Origin of the sequence: Microbacterium sp. RD1 (genome assembly GCF_052220165.1) — a bacterium.
Classification (GTDB): domain Bacteria; phylum Actinomycetota; class Actinomycetes; order Actinomycetales; family Microbacteriaceae; genus Microbacterium.
This window is the reverse complement of sequence record NZ_JBQPOL010000001.1, coordinates 1,108,701-1,125,967: the sequence shown is the minus strand read 5'-3', so window position 1 is coordinate 1,125,967 and position 17,267 is coordinate 1,108,701. Positions and strand designations below refer to the sequence as shown.

16 protein-coding genes are annotated in these 17,267 nt (G+C 69.0%); 4 read left to right on the top strand and 12 right to left on the bottom strand.

What is annotated here, in order from left to right; translation table 11 throughout:
- Positions 1–103 precede the first annotated feature (103 nt).
- Both ACTU3I_RS05420 and ACTU3I_RS05415 read left to right on the top strand, forming a co-directional pair.
- A complete protein-coding gene (locus ACTU3I_RS05420) occupies positions 104–970 on the top strand; it encodes a helix-turn-helix domain-containing protein (protein WP_442924627.1) in 867 nt (288 codons plus the stop codon).
- A 71-nt stretch (positions 971–1,041) separates the two neighbouring features.
- Positions 1,042–1,740 carry an SDR family NAD(P)-dependent oxidoreductase gene (locus tag ACTU3I_RS05415; protein WP_442924626.1) on the top strand — a complete coding sequence of 233 codons (699 nt, stop codon included), beginning with the start codon at positions 1,042–1,044 and terminating at the stop codon, positions 1,738–1,740.
- A gap of 83 nt (positions 1,741–1,823) precedes the next feature.
- Here ACTU3I_RS05415 and ACTU3I_RS05410 read toward each other — a convergent pair whose 3' ends face one another.
- Positions 1,824–3,107 carry a DUF222 domain-containing protein gene (locus ACTU3I_RS05410; protein ID WP_442924625.1) on the bottom strand — a complete coding sequence of 428 codons (1,284 nt, stop codon included), beginning with the start codon at positions 3,105–3,107 and terminating at the stop codon, positions 1,824–1,826.
- Positions 3,108–3,248: 141 nt separating this feature from the next.
- On the opposite strand from ACTU3I_RS05410, the gene ACTU3I_RS05405 reads away from it, so the two are divergent.
- Entirely contained in the window at positions 3,249–4,097 is an 849-nt protein-coding gene (locus ACTU3I_RS05405) for a mycofactocin-coupled SDR family oxidoreductase (RefSeq protein WP_442924624.1), read from the top strand.
- A gap of 55 nt (positions 4,098–4,152) precedes the next feature.
- Here the strand turns inward: ACTU3I_RS05405 and ACTU3I_RS05400 are convergent, their stop codons facing one another.
- From ACTU3I_RS05400 to ACTU3I_RS05390, 3 genes are read right to left on the bottom strand one after another with little or no spacing between them, the layout of a single operon-like run.
- A complete protein-coding gene (locus ACTU3I_RS05400) occupies positions 4,153–5,106 on the bottom strand; it encodes an MBL fold metallo-hydrolase (RefSeq protein WP_442924623.1) in 954 nt (317 codons plus the stop codon).
- Positions 5,097–5,459, bottom strand: coding sequence for an EthD domain-containing protein (locus ACTU3I_RS05395; protein WP_442924622.1), 363 nt, complete (start codon positions 5,457–5,459; stop codon positions 5,097–5,099). The genes ACTU3I_RS05400 and ACTU3I_RS05395 overlap by 10 nt, the downstream gene beginning before the upstream one ends.
- Before the next feature lie 51 nt (positions 5,460–5,510).
- Positions 5,511–7,178, bottom strand: coding sequence for a (2,3-dihydroxybenzoyl)adenylate synthase (locus tag ACTU3I_RS05390; protein WP_442924621.1), 1,668 nt, complete (start codon positions 7,176–7,178; stop codon positions 5,511–5,513).
- A gap of 118 nt (positions 7,179–7,296) precedes the next feature.
- Here ACTU3I_RS05390 and ACTU3I_RS05385 point away from each other — a divergent pair, with 118 nt between their 5' ends.
- A complete protein-coding gene (locus ACTU3I_RS05385; protein ID WP_442924620.1) occupies positions 7,297–8,019 on the top strand; it encodes a TetR/AcrR family transcriptional regulator in 723 nt (240 codons plus the stop codon).
- A 59-nt stretch (positions 8,020–8,078) separates the two neighbouring features.
- Here the strand turns inward: ACTU3I_RS05385 and ACTU3I_RS05380 are convergent, their stop codons facing one another.
- From ACTU3I_RS05380 to ACTU3I_RS05345, 8 genes are all read right to left on the bottom strand, one after another.
- Positions 8,079–8,837, bottom strand: coding sequence for an SDR family NAD(P)-dependent oxidoreductase (locus ACTU3I_RS05380; RefSeq protein WP_442924619.1), 759 nt, complete (start codon positions 8,835–8,837; stop codon positions 8,079–8,081).
- 3 nt (positions 8,838–8,840) lie between these two features.
- Entirely contained in the window at positions 8,841–9,911 is a 1,071-nt protein-coding gene (locus tag ACTU3I_RS05375) for an ABC transporter permease (RefSeq protein WP_442924618.1), read from the bottom strand.
- A gap of 25 nt (positions 9,912–9,936) precedes the next feature.
- Entirely contained in the window at positions 9,937–11,067 is a 1,131-nt protein-coding gene (locus ACTU3I_RS05370; RefSeq protein ID WP_442924617.1) for a sugar ABC transporter substrate-binding protein, read from the bottom strand.
- Positions 11,068–11,200: 133 nt separating this feature from the next.
- The gene (locus tag ACTU3I_RS05365) at positions 11,201–11,917 is read right to left on the bottom strand and encodes an SDR family NAD(P)-dependent oxidoreductase (RefSeq protein ID WP_442924616.1); all 717 of its coding nucleotides are present in this window, start codon (positions 11,915–11,917) and stop codon (positions 11,201–11,203) included.
- On the bottom strand, positions 11,901–13,421 hold the full coding sequence (locus tag ACTU3I_RS05360) for a sugar ABC transporter ATP-binding protein (protein ID WP_442924615.1): 1,521 nt from the start codon (positions 13,419–13,421) through the stop codon (positions 11,901–11,903). Before ACTU3I_RS05360 ends, ACTU3I_RS05365 begins: the two co-directional genes overlap by 17 nt.
- A gap of 39 nt (positions 13,422–13,460) precedes the next feature.
- Positions 13,461–14,552, bottom strand: a complete 1,092-nt coding sequence (locus ACTU3I_RS05355; protein ID WP_442924614.1) for a sugar ABC transporter substrate-binding protein — start codon at positions 14,550–14,552, stop codon at positions 13,461–13,463.
- Positions 14,553–14,613: 61 nt separating this feature from the next.
- Positions 14,614–15,633, bottom strand: a complete 1,020-nt coding sequence (locus ACTU3I_RS05350) for an ABC transporter permease (protein WP_442924613.1) — start codon at positions 15,631–15,633, stop codon at positions 14,614–14,616.
- Positions 15,634–15,683: 50 nt separating this feature from the next.
- A complete protein-coding gene (locus tag ACTU3I_RS05345; protein ID WP_442924612.1) occupies positions 15,684–17,243 on the bottom strand; it encodes a sugar ABC transporter ATP-binding protein in 1,560 nt (519 codons plus the stop codon).
- Positions 17,244–17,267 lie beyond the last annotated feature (24 nt).

The window sequence follows — 17,267 nt, the reverse complement described above, 5'->3', positions numbered from 1 at the left end:
TTGTTCAGAGAACCGGATCGGGCGCGGGCGGGGCAGTGCCACGACGTACCAGTGGAGTCACAGGGCAACCCAAGACCCGGTGACGGGCGGTTACGGTGCTGATATGAGCGACGATCCGAACCACCTGGGCGCTTACCTCCGTGCTCGCCGCGGCCTGGTGACGCCGGCGCAGGCGGGAGTCAGCGGCGGCGGCGACCGCCGGGTGCCCGGCCTGCGTCGCGAAGAGGTCGCCATGCTGGCGGGGATCAGCATCGACTACTACCTCCGCCTGGAGACGGGCCGCAACCGGAACCCCTCGGTGCAGGTACTGGAGGCCATCGGCCGTGTCCTCCAACTCGACGATGAGGACCTCGCATACGTGGTCGATCTCGTGTCGGAGAAGCCGCGCGGAAGACGTCCCCGCCCGCGCCGCGAGACCGTGCCGCGCAGCACGCGGGAGCTGATGCAAAGCCTGCCGCATCCCGCATTCCTGGAAGGCCGTTACTTCGACATCCTCGCCGCGAACGCGCAGGCGACGGCCCTCTCGCCCCGCCTCGTCCCCGGCCGCAACCAGCTGCGGGACGTCTTTCTCGATCCCGCCGAGAAGGAGCACCTCGTCGACTGGGAGGGCACCGCCCAGTGCTATGTGTCGAGCCTCCGTTCCGCGGTCGGACCCGAGACGGACGACCCGCGCTTCGTCGAACTCGTCGGACAGCTCTCCGTCGGCAGCCCTTACTTCCGCAAGCTGTGGAGCCGCCACACCGTCGGGTCGCAGCGCAGCGCTCCGGTCGCCTTCGACCACCCGCAGCTCGGTGAGATCGAGCTGCACCGAGAGCGCCTCCAGCTCACCGGCACCGATGGGATCACGCTGGTCGTCTACCACGCGACCGCGGGCTCTCCGGCCGCGGAGAAGCTGACGCTGCTCGGCGCAACGGTTCCCGCCTCCGAGCGGCGAGCCCTCGCCCCGGTCGACAGCGACTCCCAGCCGTAGTTCACCCTCCCTGCCACCCTCGCGCGACCGCGTCCGAGGGCGGCTCGTCATGCAAGAAAGCAGGTGCTCCCATGTCTGAAAACGAGCGCGTCGCCGTAATCACCGGCGGCAGCGGTGCGATCGGCACCGCCATCGCCACGGCTCTCCAGGCCAGCGGCTACCGCACCGTCACCCTCGGCCGGCGCGGCGGCGACATCCGTGCCGACCTCACGACACAGGCAGCCACCCGGAGCGCAGCCGCGGAGGTGCTCGAGAAGCACGGCCGCGTCGACGTGCTGGTGCACTCGGCCGCGATCATCGACCAGATGCATCTGCATGAGCTCGACGCCGATCGCTGGCGGGCGGTGCAGGCGGTCAACGTCGAAGCGCCGCTGTGGCTGGCGCAGGCCTTCACCCCCGGCATGATCGAGCGGCAGTTCGGTCGGATCATCTTCATCGCCTCCGACACGCTGTGGTCACCGCCCGGCGGGGAGTTTCTCCCCTACGTCGCCAGCAAAGGCGCGATGATGGGGATCGTTCGCACGCTCGCCATGGAGCTCGGCGGCGACGGGATCGCCGTCACCGCCGTCGCGCCGGGCCTGACCGACACCCCGATCGCCCGCAGCGTCAACGACCCGGCTCAGCTAGAGGCCGTCGTCGCCACGCAGGCGATGAAGCGCGCGCTCGTTCCCGAAGACACCGCATCCGCCGTCGCGTTCCTGGCTTCGGAGGGCGCGCAGGCGATGACCGGGCAGGTGCTCGTCGTCGACGGCGGCTCCACGATGCGCTGAGACCATCCACGCCCCTTCACACCGTCGGAGAGAAGACACCGCACATCCTGCGCCCCGTGCGTCCCTGAGCGGGCTTCGTCGAATCAGCCGGGCGTGAACGCCGGGACGGTGCGTTCCGGATGGACGACATAGCGGCGCCCGAGGGGTGAAGTCCATTCGAGCGCACCGGCGTGGCCGTCGAGAGGGTGGATAGTCCATCCACCGTGGTGCTTGAGAGTGTGGTGCCCGGTGCAGAGCGGGTTCAGGTTCGTCAGCTCCGTACGTCCTCCGTGTTCCCACGCGATCCGGTGATCGATCTCGCACCGGGAGGCGGGGACCCCGCATCCCGGGCCGAGACATCGCCCGGCCCGCCACTGCACCAGTCTTCGCAACGGTGCGGGTGTTTCGTAATGCCTGCGGCCGACGGAGAGGATGATGCCGGTCTCGGGGTGGGTGAGGATGCGGGTCCACCCCTTCTCGCCCCCGCACAGCTCCCGCGCTCGGCTGAGCGGGATGGGTCCGACGCCCTCCACGGTGGCCGGCTCGCTGCTTGTGGCGTGGGCGTCGTCCAGGAGCGCCAGGGCGGGGACCAGGACGGCGACGGTGGCGCGGATCCCGCGGACCCCGTCGGGATGGGCGGGCACGCTGCCGTCGATGATCAGGTCGGCGAGGATGTCGGCGCGGAGCTGGTCGAGGGTGCGGCTCTCCCCGTCGCGCGCGGCGAGGAGCTTCGCCATCGCGGTGGCCCGCTCATAGGCAGCGTGTGCTTCTACGGCGGGCAGGTGCACCATCAGCCACGCCATCCCGTCCGCGCCCGCCTCGATCGCGACCCGGCGCATGGCGACAGCATCCTGGTACCGCTCCTCGAGGGTCGCGGCTCGGACGGTGTCCACCAGGGCACGCAACCGTCGCCGGAAAGTGCCCAACGGATGGGCCCCGGCGAGCTCCAGTGCGGTCGGGATGACCCGGTCGCGCAGGCGGGGCTCGACGATGTCGACGAGCTCGACGAACACCTCCGCGTGGCGCTCGGTGGTGCGGGCGTGGCGCAGCAGATCCAGCATCCCCGGATACCGTTCCACGAGGCCCTCCGCCGTGCGCAGCATCCGGTCGGCGGCGAACTCGGTGATCTGCAACGCCAGCGCCAGCTCCCACCGCAGCGACCGCTCGATGATTTCCGGCTGCGATCCGCGGAACACCGTGGTCTCGCGCAACGCGTCTCGGTACAACGCCGCGACGCGCTCGTACCGCTCTGCCGCCAGCACGGACATCATCGTCGAGACGTCTGTGACCAGATCCAGCGGATCCAGCAGCCCGCCCGCGAACGCGGCCTCATCCCACAGAGCCTCCTCCGGCGGTTCTCCCGCCCGATCGAAGTCTCCGGTGTTCATATCCGAAGGCTAGAACATACCTCCGACACTCGAGCGGGCCGGATTCCATGAACCGCATTCGTAGGATCTACATCTATGTTGACTATTCAACGTCAATGATGGTTGCATCGTCTCACGCCATGTCACCGAGGAGGAACAACCATGGGTCGAGTCGAGGGCAGGGTCGCCTTCATCACCGGAGCCGGACGCGGGCAGGGACGAGCGCACGCCGTGCGCCTCGCCGAGGAGGGGGCCGACATCGTCGCGCTGGACATCCTCGAAGACGCCGAGGGCGTCCCGTATCGGATGTCGACGCTCGAAGATCGCGACGAGACGATCGCGGCAGTGGAGGCCACCGGGCGTCGCATCCTCTTCGAGAAGGCCGACACCCGGGACCTCGCCGCCCTGCAGCGGGTAGCGGCACTCGGGGTCGAGCAGTTCGGCTCCATAGACATCGTGGTGGCCAACGCCGCCGCGACGGGCCCCGCCGTCTCCTATGAGATGTCCGAGGAGGCCTTCGTCGACACCATTGACCGGTGCCTGACGAGCAGCTGGCGCACCGTCCGGGCGACCGCTCCGCACATGATCGAGGCGGGCCGCGGCGGGTCGATCATCCTCACGTCCTCCATCGCGGGCCTCGTGGCAATTCCGAATCTGGCCCATTACACGGCCGCCAAGCACGGGGTGAGCGGGCTCATGAAGGCGTTCGCGGTGGAGCTCGGCCCCTTCGACATCCGCGTCAATGCCATCGCCTCGTCGAACGTGCGGACGCCCATGATCGACAACGCCGCCATCCGCGGCAACTGGACGGGCAACCCGTCGGCCACGGACGACGAGGTGCGCCGCACGATGTCGGCCATGCACATCCTCGACGTGCCGTGGGCCGAGCCGGTCGACATCGCCCAGGCCGTGCTGTGGCTCGCCTCAGACGAGTCGCGCTACGTGACGGGTTCGACGATCCCCGTCGACGCCGGGGCGCTCGCGCCCTTCACCATCCCCCACGCGAGCTGAGGACACACGAGGGAGGGGAGCGCCGCCGCGGCGCTCCCCTCCCTCTGTGCGTCGATCAGGCGGGCTTGTCCGCCACCAGACGGTATCCGTCGCCGTCCGGCACGATATAGCCGGCGCTTCTGCCCGCGAAATGCGTCCCGAGGACCAGCAAGTCGGTCCCGGCGGCAGCTTCGAAGAACGCGCGCCGGCTGCGCGCCGACTCCTCGACGTTCCAGTCGTTGCGGGAGCTCCAGTCGGGGTGGGCGATCTGCATCGGGTGGTGGATGAAGTCCCCCGTGATGAAGGCCGACTCCCCCTCCGACTCGATGCGGATGCTGTGGTGCCCGAGAGTGTGTCCGGCGGTGGACTGATAGGACACGCCGGGGAGCACCTCGGCGTTGCGGGAGACGAAGTCGACCCTTCCCGCGTCGATCATGGGCTGGATGGTCTCGGCCCATACGAGCTTCAGCTGGCGCGACAGGCTCGGGTCGGACCCCTCGAAGACGATGTCGTGCGTGTGATCGTCCGGGGCATCACGCTGCTCGAGGTGATGCTCGTACTCCTCTAGGACGATCACCAGCCGCGCGTTGGGGAAGGTGGGCACCCACCGGCCGTCGGCGTCCTTGGTCGTGCACCACCCGATGTGATCCAGATGCAGGTGCGTCAGAAGGATGAGGTCCACGTCCTCGCGCTGATAGCCGGCATCCTCCAGCCGCTGCAGGAAGGGCGTGTCCAGATCACTCCACGACGGCTGCAGGGGAAGGCTCTTGCCGTTGCCGCATCCGGGGTCGACGAGCACGACGTTCGCACCGTCATCGATGACGAACGCGTGGATGTCCCATACGGTCTGCCCGGTCTCGGTGGCGTAGTGAGGACGCATCCAGTCGGTTGCGAGGACGACGTCGGGAGTGGCCTGTGCGATGAGGCCGTCGAGCAGCCCGACGGCGATCGGGATCTCCTGCACCTCCGTGACCGTGAACGCTCCCACCCGCCACGACGTCGTGGCGGGTGCCTCGTCGGTCACTGCCATGGGTCATCCCCGTCGGGCTCGACGATGAAACGGCGGATGGCCGTGGGGTCGAGGAACTTGTGCTCGTCCTCGAGGATCCGCGCGCGGACCTCAGGCTGAGCGCTCTTGTCGCGGAACGTCTGGAACGCTTCCCAGTCCTCGAAGAACACCTCCGTCATCGAGTCGAACTCCCAGTCGTCCTGGAACCGCTCGGTCTGCAACGACCGGTCGTGGTCGACGTAGTTTCGTCGGTAACGGCCCACCGTCGGAAAGAAGCTCTCGGCCAGGGGCGCGTGGATGGTCTCGTAGTAGTGGCGGTACTCCTCCGGAGTGACGCCTTCCTTGCGCTTGTTGAAGACGATCATCTTGATCATGGTGTTCTCCTTGTCGGCGCCGCCGTGGCGCGGGGATGGGGTGGGCAGGGTTCACACCGCGACGAGCGCGGCGGCGCGGGCGCGGAGCAGTTTCTTGTCGACTTTTCCGACGGGGGTCTTGGGGAGGGCGTCGACCCATTCGAGACGCTCCGGCCACTTGAACTTGGCCAGCGCGAGCGCCTCCAGATGGCGCTGGATGTCGCTGAGCTCGAGAGGCGCCCCGGCGGCCACCAGGTACGCGCAGGCCCGCTCACCGAGCCGTTCGTCGGGGATCGGGACGAGGGCGGCGGCGGCTATTCCCGGATGTCGCAGCAGAAGCCCTTCGACCTCCTCTGCGCTGATCTTCTCGCCCCCGCGATTGATGAGGTCTTTGAGTCGTCCTTCGACGGCGATGCTGCGCTCCCCGTCGACCTCGCGTGCCACGACCAGATCACCGGTGCGATAGAAGCCGTCGGAGGTGAAGGCGACGGCGTTGATGTCGGGCGCGTCGAAGTATCCGCGGATCGTGTACGGACCACGGCAGACCAGTTCGCCGATGGAGCCGTCGGGGACCTCGGTCTCCGTGCCGGGCTCGAGCACTCGATACTCGTCCAGCTCCGACATCGGCACACCGACCGTCGTGGTCCGGGCCGCGCGGCTGGACACCGGGGTCGACAACGCGAAGAACCCCTCCCCCATGCCGAACGTCTGCCCGACCCACACCCCCAGGCCTTCAAAAGCGCCGAAGACGCGCGGGGGCACCTTGGCGCCCGAGAGGAGCACCCGGCGCATCGATGCCATCGCTGCGCCGAACCCGGGGTGATCGACCATCGTGAAGTGGCCGTGGCCGATGAGTGCGTCGGTGGGTCGTTCGCGGGCGAGCATCGGCAGGGCCTCGTCCAGCACGGCCGTCGTGAGGATGAGGGTGCCGCCGACGCTGTGCACCGGGTGGAGCGCGCACGAGATCCCCGCGTTGTGGATGATTGGGATCAGATGCGCCACGCGCGTCTCAGCCGTCCACCCGCTCGCCGCGGCAAACGCGCGGGCGTTGTACCAGTACTCGGCGTGCAGGCGCGGGATGATCTTGGGGACCCCCGTCGTTCCGCCCGACAGCTGGAAGCACACGACGTCGTCGGGGTCGATGGCCCGTTGGATCGCGGCGACCACCTCGCGAGCGGCAGAGGCGTCGGCGTCGGCGATGAGCTGCTCGATCCGGATCCCGGGCGCGCCCGCCGAGGCTCCGGCGGTCAGGACGTGCCGCAGCGAAGGATGATCTCGCTGGATGTCCACGGCGAAGGACACCAGGTCGAACCGGTCGGCGGGCGAGGACTCCACGAGGTGCGCGACAGCGCCGACCTTGCGGCTGATGGCTCCGATCTCGTGTGCTCGGTGCGCCGCCAGCGTGCAGACCGGGATGAGACCTGCCTTGAGCAGCCCGTACCAGGCGACGATCGAGAGCAGCCGGTTCGTCATCTGCACGATGACTCGATCCCCCGGGCGAAGTCCGAGACCTACGAGCCCGCTCGCCAGACGATCGGTGAGCGCGTCGAGCTCGGCGAAGGTGAGCGCTCCGTCGTGGGCGATGACGGCGGCCCGATCGGAGTGCGCCACTGCCGCGCGGGAGAATTCCGCCGCGACGGGGAGCGTGCCCCACAGGCCCGCGTCCCGGTAGCGCGCCACCGCATCCTCGGGAAAGGTGATGACCTTCCCACCCCAGTCCATCAAGCTGGCCTCCCGCACGTCATCTTCGCCGTCGGATTCCTACGATAGAAGCTGGATACTCTTCTGTCAAACTATGGACGCTAATGTAGATTTTCCGATCGATGCGGCTCGCGCCGCAGCCGGTACCGTGGTCTGCATGCAGAGCAGAGCCGCGGGCGACGACACCGACGCGACGCCGAAGAAGACCGGTATCCGCCACGGCCTCGTCCAGCAGGAGATCTTCGACCAGGCCACCCGACTGTTCGCGCAGCGGGGGTATGCGGGCACCAGCATTCAGGACATCGCCGAAGCGGTGGGCCTCACCCGCCCCGCGCTCTACCACTACGTCAAGAGCAAGGACGACCTGCTGGCGAAGCTGGTGGCCGAGGTCACGGTCGTGGCGGCCACCGACATCGCCTCGGTGGCCGAGCGCACCGAGCTGTCGGCGACCGAACGCCTCCGCACGATCGTCCGCCATATGGTTCGCCATCAGGGCGAACAAGGCGAGCGCTTCCGGTTGCTGCTGCGCTCCGAGGCCGATCTCCCCGAGTCGGTGGCGGAGTCGTACGCCACCAACCGCCGCGCGGTCCTGCGCTCCCTCACGTCGGTGATCGAGGAGGGAATCGCCCAGGGCGAGTTCCGACCGATGACGGCGACGGTGGCCGCCTTCGGAACGCTCGGCATCATCAACTGGGTGGCGTGGTGGTATCGACCGGGATCGTCCTACGATCTGGATGCCATCTGCGACGAACTCGCCGAGATGGCGGTGCACAGCCTCTCCGGCGAGCAGGGCCGTCCGGCCTCCAGCACTCCGCTCGACGTCGTGCGCAGCGTGCGGCGCGAGATCGATCGCCTGGAAGACCTGCTCGACCCCGAATGAACGGATGCGTCCCGCGCCCTCCGCTCTCACGGAGGTCGCGGGACGCACCCGGGTTCGGCTCAGTTGGCGAGGTAGCCGCCGTCCACGGACATCGCCGTCCCGGTGACGAACGAGGCGTGCGGCGACAGCAACCACGCCACCGCCTCCCCGATCTCCGACGGCGCGCCCAGCCGGCCCAGCAGGTGCCGCGCGCGGATGGCCGTGAAATGCTCGGCGAAAGCCGGGTCCTGCACGGCGCGTGCGACCATCGGCGTCTCGATGGCCCCCGGGAGGACGGCGTTGACACGGATGCCGCGGGTGCCGTACTCGGCCGCCGCCGCGAGGGTGAGCCCGATCACGCCGTGCTTGGCGGCGATGTACTCGCTGGCCAGAGGGACGGCCACCCGGCCGAGTGCGCTGGAGGTGTTGACGATCGACCCGCCGCCACGCTCGAGCATCGCGCGGACCTCGAATTTGATGCAGGTGAAGACGCCGGTGAGGTCGACGCGGATGGCACGGTCCCATTGGGCAGCGGTGAGTTCATGCAGGAGCACGTTCGCCTGCTCGATGCCGGCGTTGTTGAACGCGCCGTCGAGGGAACCGAAGGTGTCGATCACCGCCGCCACCATGGCCTCGACCTCGTCTTCGGAGCCGACGTCCGCCCGGAAATAGGACGCTGTGCCGCCCGACGACCGGATGGCGTCGACGACGCCCTGTCCCGCCTCGTCGTCGAGGTCGACCACGGCCACCCGCGCCCCGAGAGAGGCGATGTGCGCCGCGGTCGCCGCCCCGATGCCGCTGGCGCCGCCGGTGATGAGAACAGTCTTGTCGTCCAGCATCGCTCAGCCCGCCACTCGGCGCCGACGAGCGACAGTGGAGATGATGAGCGCGATCAAGAGGGCCGCACCGTTGAACAGGTCCTGGATGTAGATCTCGGCACCTAGCTGCTGCAGACCCGTGATGCCGACACCGATGACGTAGACGGCGACGATCGTGCCGGCCACGTTGTAACGGCCCGGCCGGATGCAGGTGGCACCGAGGAAAGCGGCGGCGAAGGCGGGGAGGAGCGATCCGAGTCCGATCACCGGAGAGGACCCGCCCAGGCTCATCATCGAGATGCATCCGGCCAACCCGCACAGGACCCCCGTGATGACGAAGCTCTGGCGCACCTGCCGATCCGCCGAGATGCCCGAGAGCCGTGCCGCCACCACATTGGCGCCGATGGCGTAGGCGCGCCGGCCCCAGACGGTGTACTCCAGCAGCACGAACAGCACGATCGCGACGATGGCGAGGTACAGGAACGGCAGGGGGATGCCGGCCACGCGCATGCGCCCCAGGTCGAGGAACCAGGCCGGGGCGGGCCCGGTGATCACCTGGTTGCGCGTGAGCCACTCGGTGAGCCCCAGGACGACCATGCCGGTCCCCAGCGTCGTGGTGAACGACGGAAGCCGCAGTCTCGTGATCAGCTGACCGTTGACCACACCGATCACCACTCCGACGACCAGCACGAATCCCAGGGCGAGGAGCGGGTTCCACTGCTGCCGGATGACCAGCAAGGCGCACAGGCTCTGGGCCAGGCCGAACTGGAATCCCGTCGAGAGGTCGAAGTGCCCGGCCACCAGCGGCACGACGACGGCCAGGGCGAGAAGCCCCGTCGTCGCCTGCACCGACAGGATCGTCTGGAGGTTGGACACCGTCGCGAAAGCGGCGGGGTTCACCACGCTGAAAACCACCCACAGGAGCACGAGGACGCCGATCAGGGCGAAGCGCGATCCTGCGTCGGCGAGGAGCTCGCCACCTCGGCGCCGCGGCGACGATCCGTCGAACCCGCCCGCCGGGCCGAGGTCCGGCTGCGTGCGCGCACGCTCGGCCAGCCCCGTCGCTCCCGGCGAACCTTTCACATCACTGCTCACTTTTCCGTCTCCCTACCGCCGGCGCTCAGGACCGGCCCCACAGCCCGTCGAACAGGGCTTCGTAGTCCAGGTCGAGGTTCCAGCCGGACTCGCTGATGGTGTCGGGGGCGTCCGCGATATTGGCCGCCGTCCACAGACGCTGCGGAACCGGCCAGTACTGCTCCGCCGGCTGCCCCGCCATGAGGCGAGCCAGGCTGTCGACCGACAGCCACGACTCGAACAGCGTGGGGGTCGCGAGATCGGCCGCGAGCTGGTCGGTGCCGACGTTGCCGAGCTGGTCGGGGAACCCGCCCATCGAGACGAGCTTGAGATCACCGGTGCGGCCGGCCTGCTGGATCCCCTGCTGGACGAAGCTGACGCAGCAGTCATCCGGCGACCACACGTAGTCGATGTCGGGGTTCTGCTGGAGGCGCGAGGTCACCAGCGGAGCCAGGCTCGTGCCCATGGTCTGCACCGAGACGTCGGCCTTCTCGATAACGCAGTCCGGGCAGTCGGCCTCGATCTTCTCCGCGATCGTCGCGGTGCGCGTCATGGCCGAGTCGTAGCCGGGCAGGTCGAGGAGCAGGACGTTCGCCTTGCCACCGCTGTCCGCGACGATCCAGTCGGCCACGTCCTCGCCGCCGGCCACGGGGTCGGGGGCGATGTACGCGTCGATGCCTGCGACATCCGTATCCCGCGGGATCTGATTCGTCACGACGAACGGGATCCCCTTCGCCTCGACAGCCTGCATGGCCTCGGAGAACAGGTTCGGGTCCGACGAGACCGAGATGATGCCGTCGACCCCGGAGTCCGCGGCCTGCTTGACGACCTGATTCCAGACGGTGGGGTCGAGCTTGCCGTCGACGAGGTCGACCTGCCAGCCGAGCGACTCGGCGACTGCTTTGGTCTCGCTCCCCTCGTCCACGCAGCCCTGGCCGCCGCTTCCGCAGATGAGCAGCAGGATGTGCTTGTCGGTCGGCGGCTCGAAGGCCTCGGTGGGCGCCGCGACCTCGGTGACGGGGTTCATCGCGTCCACGACGGTGGCCTTGTCGTCGGTGCTGGATGCCGTGTCGGCGGAGCCGCCGGAGCATCCGGCCAGCGCGAGAGTCAGGGCGGCCACCGCCCCCCAGACGGCGATGCCCCGTCGTGTCGGGCCGTTCTTGCGGAATGTGTTCACAGTCCTACCTCCTCGTAGTCCAGGGATGTGCGGGGTGCGGCCGTGCTGTCCGGCCTATTCATCATGTGTGTCGAACACCTGACTTATGTGTCAATTTAGAGCGCGGCCGGTTCCCTGTCAAGGTCGCGGCGCTTCAGTACAGGTAGGCCCCGCCATTGGGCACGAGGATCTGACCCGTGAGCGCCTCGGCGCCCTCGGACGCGAGGAAGGCGACAGTGTGCGCGACGTCGGCAGGCACGAGCGCGCGTTTGAGCACCTGCGCGTCGACGACGGCCTCCATGGCGCCGTCCTTGACGACGGACCGTGCCAGCGGGGTGTCGGTGAGCCCGGGAGCCACCGCCATCGCCGCGATCCCGTCGCCGCCGAATGTCACGGCGAGATTGCGCATGAGCCCGTTGAGCGCCGCCTTGCTCGTCACGTACGGCAGGAACTCCGCATCCATCGGCAGCCACTGACCGTCCGACGTGATGAAGAGGAATCGTCCGAACCCGCGCGCGATCATCCCGGGAGCGAAGGCCTGAGCCAGGAGCAGCGGCGCCTCGATGTGCACCGCCATGAGCGTGCGCCATCGCGGGATATTGAAATCGCTCACCGGCATAGGGTCGAACATCCCCGCGCAATGCACGAGGACATCGCACCGGCCATACATCGCGAGCACCTCCTCGGCCGCCTGCCGAGTCGATTCCTCCGACGACAGATCGCACGCGATCCCCGCCGCCCGATCGATGACGACAGTCCGATGACCGGATGCCTCGAGCGCGGCGACGACCGCCGACCCGATGGCGCCCGCTCCGCCGGTGACGACCGCGACACGCTGGTCGCGCGCGGCTCCTTCAGTGGGTTCGCGCATGCGATGTTCCTTTCCCGGGCACCGCGAGGGTCTCGCCCGTGTTGACGGCCTCGAGCAGGCCGGGTGTCGTGAGGTCATCGGCGGCGACGACGCCTCGGAGGCGTCCCTGATACAGCACCCCGACGCGATCGCACAGCTGGATGAGCTCGTCGGTGTCGCTGGAGGCGACGACGACCACGGCGCCGGAGTCGGCGAGGGCGCGGATGACCGCATGGATGTCCGCTCGCGCGTGGACGTCCACGGCGGCGGTGGGGTCGTCGAGGAGGAAGACCGATGCATCCGCCTCGAGCCACTTGCCCAGCAGCACCTTCTGCTGGTTTCCGCCCGAAAGAGAGCCCAGGCGATCGCTGGGCTGGTCGACCTTGATCCCCAGCTGTTCGATACGGCGCGCGGCCCGCCGGGTCAACGAGCGACGGGTGAGCAGGAATCCGCCGCGGCCGAGCGTCGCCACCCGTACCTGGAGCAGATTGTCGACGACGCTGGCGTCCATCATCACGCCCGAGCTCTGCCGATCGGGCGGGACATAGGCGACGCCACGACGCACGCTCGCTGTCATGTTCCGGCCGATGATCCGTCCGTCGGCCAGGATCGCCCTTCCGGAGGTCGCGGGCGTCGCCCCGAACAGACTCGCCACGACCTCTCGCGCCCCCGAGCCTTCGAGACCGGCGAGGCCCAGGATCTCGCCACCGGCGACGCGGAAGGACACGTCCTCGAACGCCCCGGGCAGTGTGAGCCGGTCGACCTCGAGGCTGATCCCGGTGGGCACGTTCGCGCGGGGGGCGGCGCTCGGTGGGGGCAGGCGCGGCTCGACGTCTCCGGCCATCACCCTCACCGTCTCGGCCAGCGTGGTGTCGGCGGCAGGAATCCCGGCGAGCGCCGCCCGCCCATCGCGGAGCACCGTGACGCGATCGGCGATGCTGAAGACGTCCTGCAGGAAGTGCGACACGTACACGATCGCCGCGCCGCTGTCGCGGAGTTCTCGGACCAGCTCGAGCAGTCGCTCCGTCTCGCGGGCCTGCAGCGCCGAGGTCGGCTCATCGAGCACGAGCACCCGCGGATCGAACAGGAGCGCGCGGGCGATCGCGACACGCTGCCGGTCCGCCGGTGCGAGCGCGCTCACCGGCGTCCGGGGGTCGATGTCCAGGCCCACGCGCGCGAGGGCCCGCCGACCCCGCGCACGCATGGCGGCGGTGTCGACGAGCCCCGCTCTGCGCGGCTCGCGCATGAGGAAGAGGTTCGCGAGCACGGTGAGGTGCTCGAACACGTTCAGGTCTTGAGCGACGACGGCGATCCCGTGTTCACCTGCTGCGCGGGTCGACCCGAACGTGACCGTCCGCCCATCGAGCGAGAGCTCCCCGGAATCGGGTTGCTCCGCGCCGACGAGGATCTTCACCAGGGTCGACTTTCCCGCCCCGTTCATCCCGATCAGGGCGTGGACCTCGCCGGCGGAGGCGGTGAAGCTCACCTCCGACAGCGCGGGCGCCGAGCCGTACCTCTTCGTCACCGAACGTGCTGAGTACATGTCGTACCGCGTTCCTCTCCCCTACTCGTTCGCTTCGGCGAGGGGGCGGGTCTCCACGGACCCGCTCGAGAAGATGTCGTCGATGTACGGCTTCCAGAACTCCGCCTGAGCGTCCAGGGAGGCTTCGCGGGCAACGATCTCATCGACGTTGTCGGCCGTGACCGCGACGATGGGCGTCTCGACCCAGCCCTCGGGAAGCGGCTCGTCATTGACGAGCGACTCCGCCAGCAACCGGGTGGCCACGTAGCCCTGCAGGTAAGCCGAGAGCGGGAAGAGCCCGACGACGGTGCCGTCCTCCACGCCGCCGACAGCGACGTCGTCGATGTCGAACCCGGCCAGCTGCCAGGTGGCACCGGAGTCCTGTTTGATCTTCACCAGGCTCTGCACATCCTGCTGGCAGGGGCCCATCATCGCGATGGCGTCGGAGTTCGCGGCGACGGCCTGCTGCCAGACGCTGAAGTTCGCGGCGGGGTCTCCCTTGCTGTCGAACGGCTCGAGAACCGTCACGCCCGGCAGGCGCTCGGCCATGCGCTCGGTGAACCCGTCGATGCGGGAGGTCAGCACCGACAGTCCGGGCACGCAGATCCCGGTGACGATGTCGCCGGTGACATCCTCGGAACCGGCCTGGGCGATGAGCGCGTCGGCGATCGCATCCGCGCCGAGTCGTCCCAGCTGGAAACCGCTGTCGCCAACGAACGACGTCGATGTGCTGTCAGGCGCCGGTGCGGTGGTGATGGGCAGCACGGCGACACCGGCGGCCTCGGCGTCTTCGACCGGGCGCGTGAACAACTCCGGTGGCAGCTCGTTCAGCACGACGCCGTCCGCGCCCGCCGAGACGACCTGCTGGAAGGCCTTGACCGCGGCGTTGGGGTCGACGTTGGCCGGACCCGCCACGGAGAAGTCGACGCCTCCGACCTCTTCTGCCGCTGCCTCGCCGCCGGCAGCCATGGCCTGACCCCACGGCAGGCCGGTGACGCCGGGGATGAGCGTGATCTTCACGGCCTCCTCCCCACCTCCGCCGGTTTCTCCGCCGCCGGCGGAGGCGCACGCGGTGAAACCGAGCACGGCGATGGGGACGATCGCCGCGGCGGCGATGCGGTGGTGGATCTTCATGTGATTCTCCTTCGAACCTCGGTGAGGGTGTCGGCTCCGGGTGAAGCCCACAGGGTGGCGCTCACGCCCGTTTGCGGGTGAACGAGAGCAGACGGTTGCGCAGCGTGCTGTCCAGCGCGACGGCGCCGATGATGACGAGACCGGTGACGAGGGTGCCCCAGTTCGCGTTGACGCCGAAGTAGACGAGACCGGCGTTGATGACGGTGATGAGGATGGCGCCGAGCACCGCTCCGATCACGGTGCCCGAGCCGCCCGACAGCGCCGTTCCGCCGATGATGGCGGCGGCGATCACCGCGATCTCCTGGCCGGTGCCCAGCGAAGGGTCGGCCGTTCCGAAGAAGGCGACGCTCAGCACACCGGCGACCCCGGCGAGGACCGACGTGAGCGTGAACGCCTGGAGTCGCACGCGGCGGACGGGGATACCCGCGTACTCGGCTGCCCGGACGTTGCTCCCTACGGCACGGACGAGCGTGCCGAAACGGGTCCATCGGTACACGACGTGCAAGACGACGCCGGCGAGCACCAGGACGACGATCGACGTCGGGATACCCAGGATGCTGCGTCCCAGGATGTCGAAGAAGCTTCCGTCCGTCGGCACGCTCACTGATGCGCCACCGCTGATGACCAGATCGATGCCCCGGTACACCGACAGCGTCCCGAGCGTCACGATGATCCCCGGGAGCCGGAAGACGTTGGCGATGGTGGCGTTCAGGGCGCCGATGACTGCGGCCAGGACCAGGGTGAGACCGGCGGCGAGCCAGGCGTCCACGCCGTTGCGGATGAGGAGCGCGCAGGCGACGGCGCTGAGGCCGAAGACGCTGCCGATGGAGAGGTCCAGCTCCTGCATCGACAGCAGGTAGACCGTCCCGATCGCCATGAGACCGACGAAGGCGGAATCGCGCAGGACCGACGTGATCGAGTGGAACTCCAGGAAGCTCGGGTGGATCACCGAGATGATCACGACCAGAACGATCAGGGCGCCGAGGACGCCGGTCTCCTCGCCGAGGATGCGGCGTCTCCACGCCGTCCGACGACGGGTCGGCGGGCTGGACGGTTCGATGGTGGTGGGCGCGGCGGTCACGGCACTCCTCGTCGAGAGCGAGCGGACGCTGTCGCGCCCGGCGAAACGGGTCAGGGGGTGGGAAGGAGGGAGTAGCTGGCCTCGGCGAGCTGGTCGGCGCTGACATCGCGCGCGTCGCGGAACTCCGCCGACACCTCTCCGTGGCAGAGGACGAGCACGCGATGGGACTGCGCCGCGACCTCTTCAAAATCGGTGCTGATGAGCACGATCGCCGTGCCCGAACGCGCGGCGTCGTGCATCAGTTCGTACAGCACCGCGCGTGATCCGACGTCGACTCCCGCCGTGGGGTCTTCCAGCACCGCCACCTCCGGACGGTCGGCGAGCGCGCGGGCGAAGATGATCTTCTGCTGATTCCCGCCGCTGAGTTCGGCGACGTCGCGGTCCGCCCTGTCGCGCGGAACGACGCCGAACGTCTCGCACGTCTCCAACACGGCGGTCGTCTCGCCCCGCGGGCGCCGGAAACCGGCGCTGGTCCACCCGCCGAACTTCCGACGGGTGGGAAGCAGATTCTCGCGGATGCCCAAGCCCGTGATGATGCCCTCGCGCTGTCGGTCACCCGGCACCACCGTGCAACCGCGGCGTGCCATGCCCTCGGTGTCGCCGAGGGGGAGCGACTCACCCCTCAACTGCACCGAGCCGCCGGTCGCGCGGCGGGCGCCGGCGAGAGCCTGCGCGAGCTCACGCGTGCCGCTTCCCACGAGACCGCAGATGCCGAGGACCTCCCCGGCGTACACGTCGAAGGAGATCGGCTGGCTGAGCTGTTCGGTCGTCAGTTCACGCACGGCCAGCTGCGGAACCTCCCCACGGGCGGCGCCCTGGTCGACGGACCGGGCGTCCGGTGCCGTGCGCACGGGGTCGGAGCCGACGATGTGGCGCACCAACGCGTCGTGCGTCAGCTCCGCCAGCGGAGCCGTGACGACCTTCCGACCGTTTCGCAGCACCGTGACGGTGTCGACGAGGCCGGTCAGCTCGTCGAGCCGGTGCGTGACATAGATGAACGCCGCGCCGCCACGGCGCATGCTGCGCAAGGACGTCGCGAGGCGCTCGACCTCGGGCTTCGGGAGACTCGCGCTCACCTCGTCGAGCACCACGATGCGCGGGTCGAGCGCGAGCGCTCTGGCCAGCGCGCACAGGACCTGCTCGTCGCGCGAGAGGGAGTTGACGAGCCGCTCGGGGGAGAATTCGGCTCCGACCGTCGCGAGTACGCGAGCCACCCGCGCCGACGTCGCTCGCGCGTCGACGAGCCCGAAGCGGCGCTCGAACCCGAGCTGCAGGGCGATGTTGTCGGCAACGCTGAGATCTTCGACCAAGCCCAGGTCCTGGTGCACGAAGGCGATCCCGGCCGCCCGCGCGGCATCGGCGTCGTGTCCGGCCGGAAGCGACTCGCCCTGCACCTCGATGCTGCCGGCGTCCTGCCGGTAGACGCCCGCGAGGATCTTGATGAGCGTCGACTTCCCGGCGCCGTTGACGCCGAGGAGCGCGTGGATCTCTCCCGGCTCGACGTCGAAGGATACGTCCTCCAGGACGACGCTGTGCCCGAAGCTCTTGGACAACGCCGAGAACCGCAGCGCGGGGGAGCCCGGGGATGAATCGGTGCGAGCCACGTCCATGTGCCTCTCCTTCTGTGCAGCGGA

Coding starts and splice junctions, on each gene's coding strand:
- ACTU3I_RS05415 (WP_442924626.1), top strand. CDS start 1,042: ATGTCTGAAAACGAGCGCGTCGCCGTAATCACCGGCGGCAGCGGTGCG.
- ACTU3I_RS05385 (WP_442924620.1), top strand. CDS start 7,297: ATGCAGAGCAGAGCCGCGGGCGACGACACCGACGCGACGCCGAAGAAG.
- ACTU3I_RS05380 (WP_442924619.1), bottom strand. CDS start 8,837: ATGCTGGACGACAAGACTGTTCTCATCACCGGCGGCGCCAGCGGCATC.
- ACTU3I_RS05355 (WP_442924614.1), bottom strand. CDS start 14,552: ATGAAGATCCACCACCGCATCGCCGCCGCGGCGATCGTCCCCATCGCC.
- ACTU3I_RS05405 (WP_442924624.1), top strand. CDS start 3,249: ATGGGTCGAGTCGAGGGCAGGGTCGCCTTCATCACCGGAGCCGGACGC.
- ACTU3I_RS05365 (WP_442924616.1), bottom strand. CDS start 11,917: ATGCGCGAACCCACTGAAGGAGCCGCGCGCGACCAGCGTGTCGCGGTC.
- ACTU3I_RS05395 (WP_442924622.1), bottom strand. CDS start 5,459: ATGATCAAGATGATCGTCTTCAACAAGCGCAAGGAAGGCGTCACTCCG.
- ACTU3I_RS05420 (WP_442924627.1), top strand. CDS start 104: ATGAGCGACGATCCGAACCACCTGGGCGCTTACCTCCGTGCTCGCCGC.
- ACTU3I_RS05400 (WP_442924623.1), bottom strand. CDS start 5,106: ATGGCAGTGACCGACGAGGCACCCGCCACGACGTCGTGGCGGGTGGGA.
- ACTU3I_RS05410 (WP_442924625.1), bottom strand. CDS start 3,107: ATGAACACCGGAGACTTCGATCGGGCGGGAGAACCGCCGGAGGAGGCT.
- ACTU3I_RS05345 (WP_442924612.1), bottom strand. CDS start 17,243: ATGGACGTGGCTCGCACCGATTCATCCCCGGGCTCCCCCGCGCTGCGG.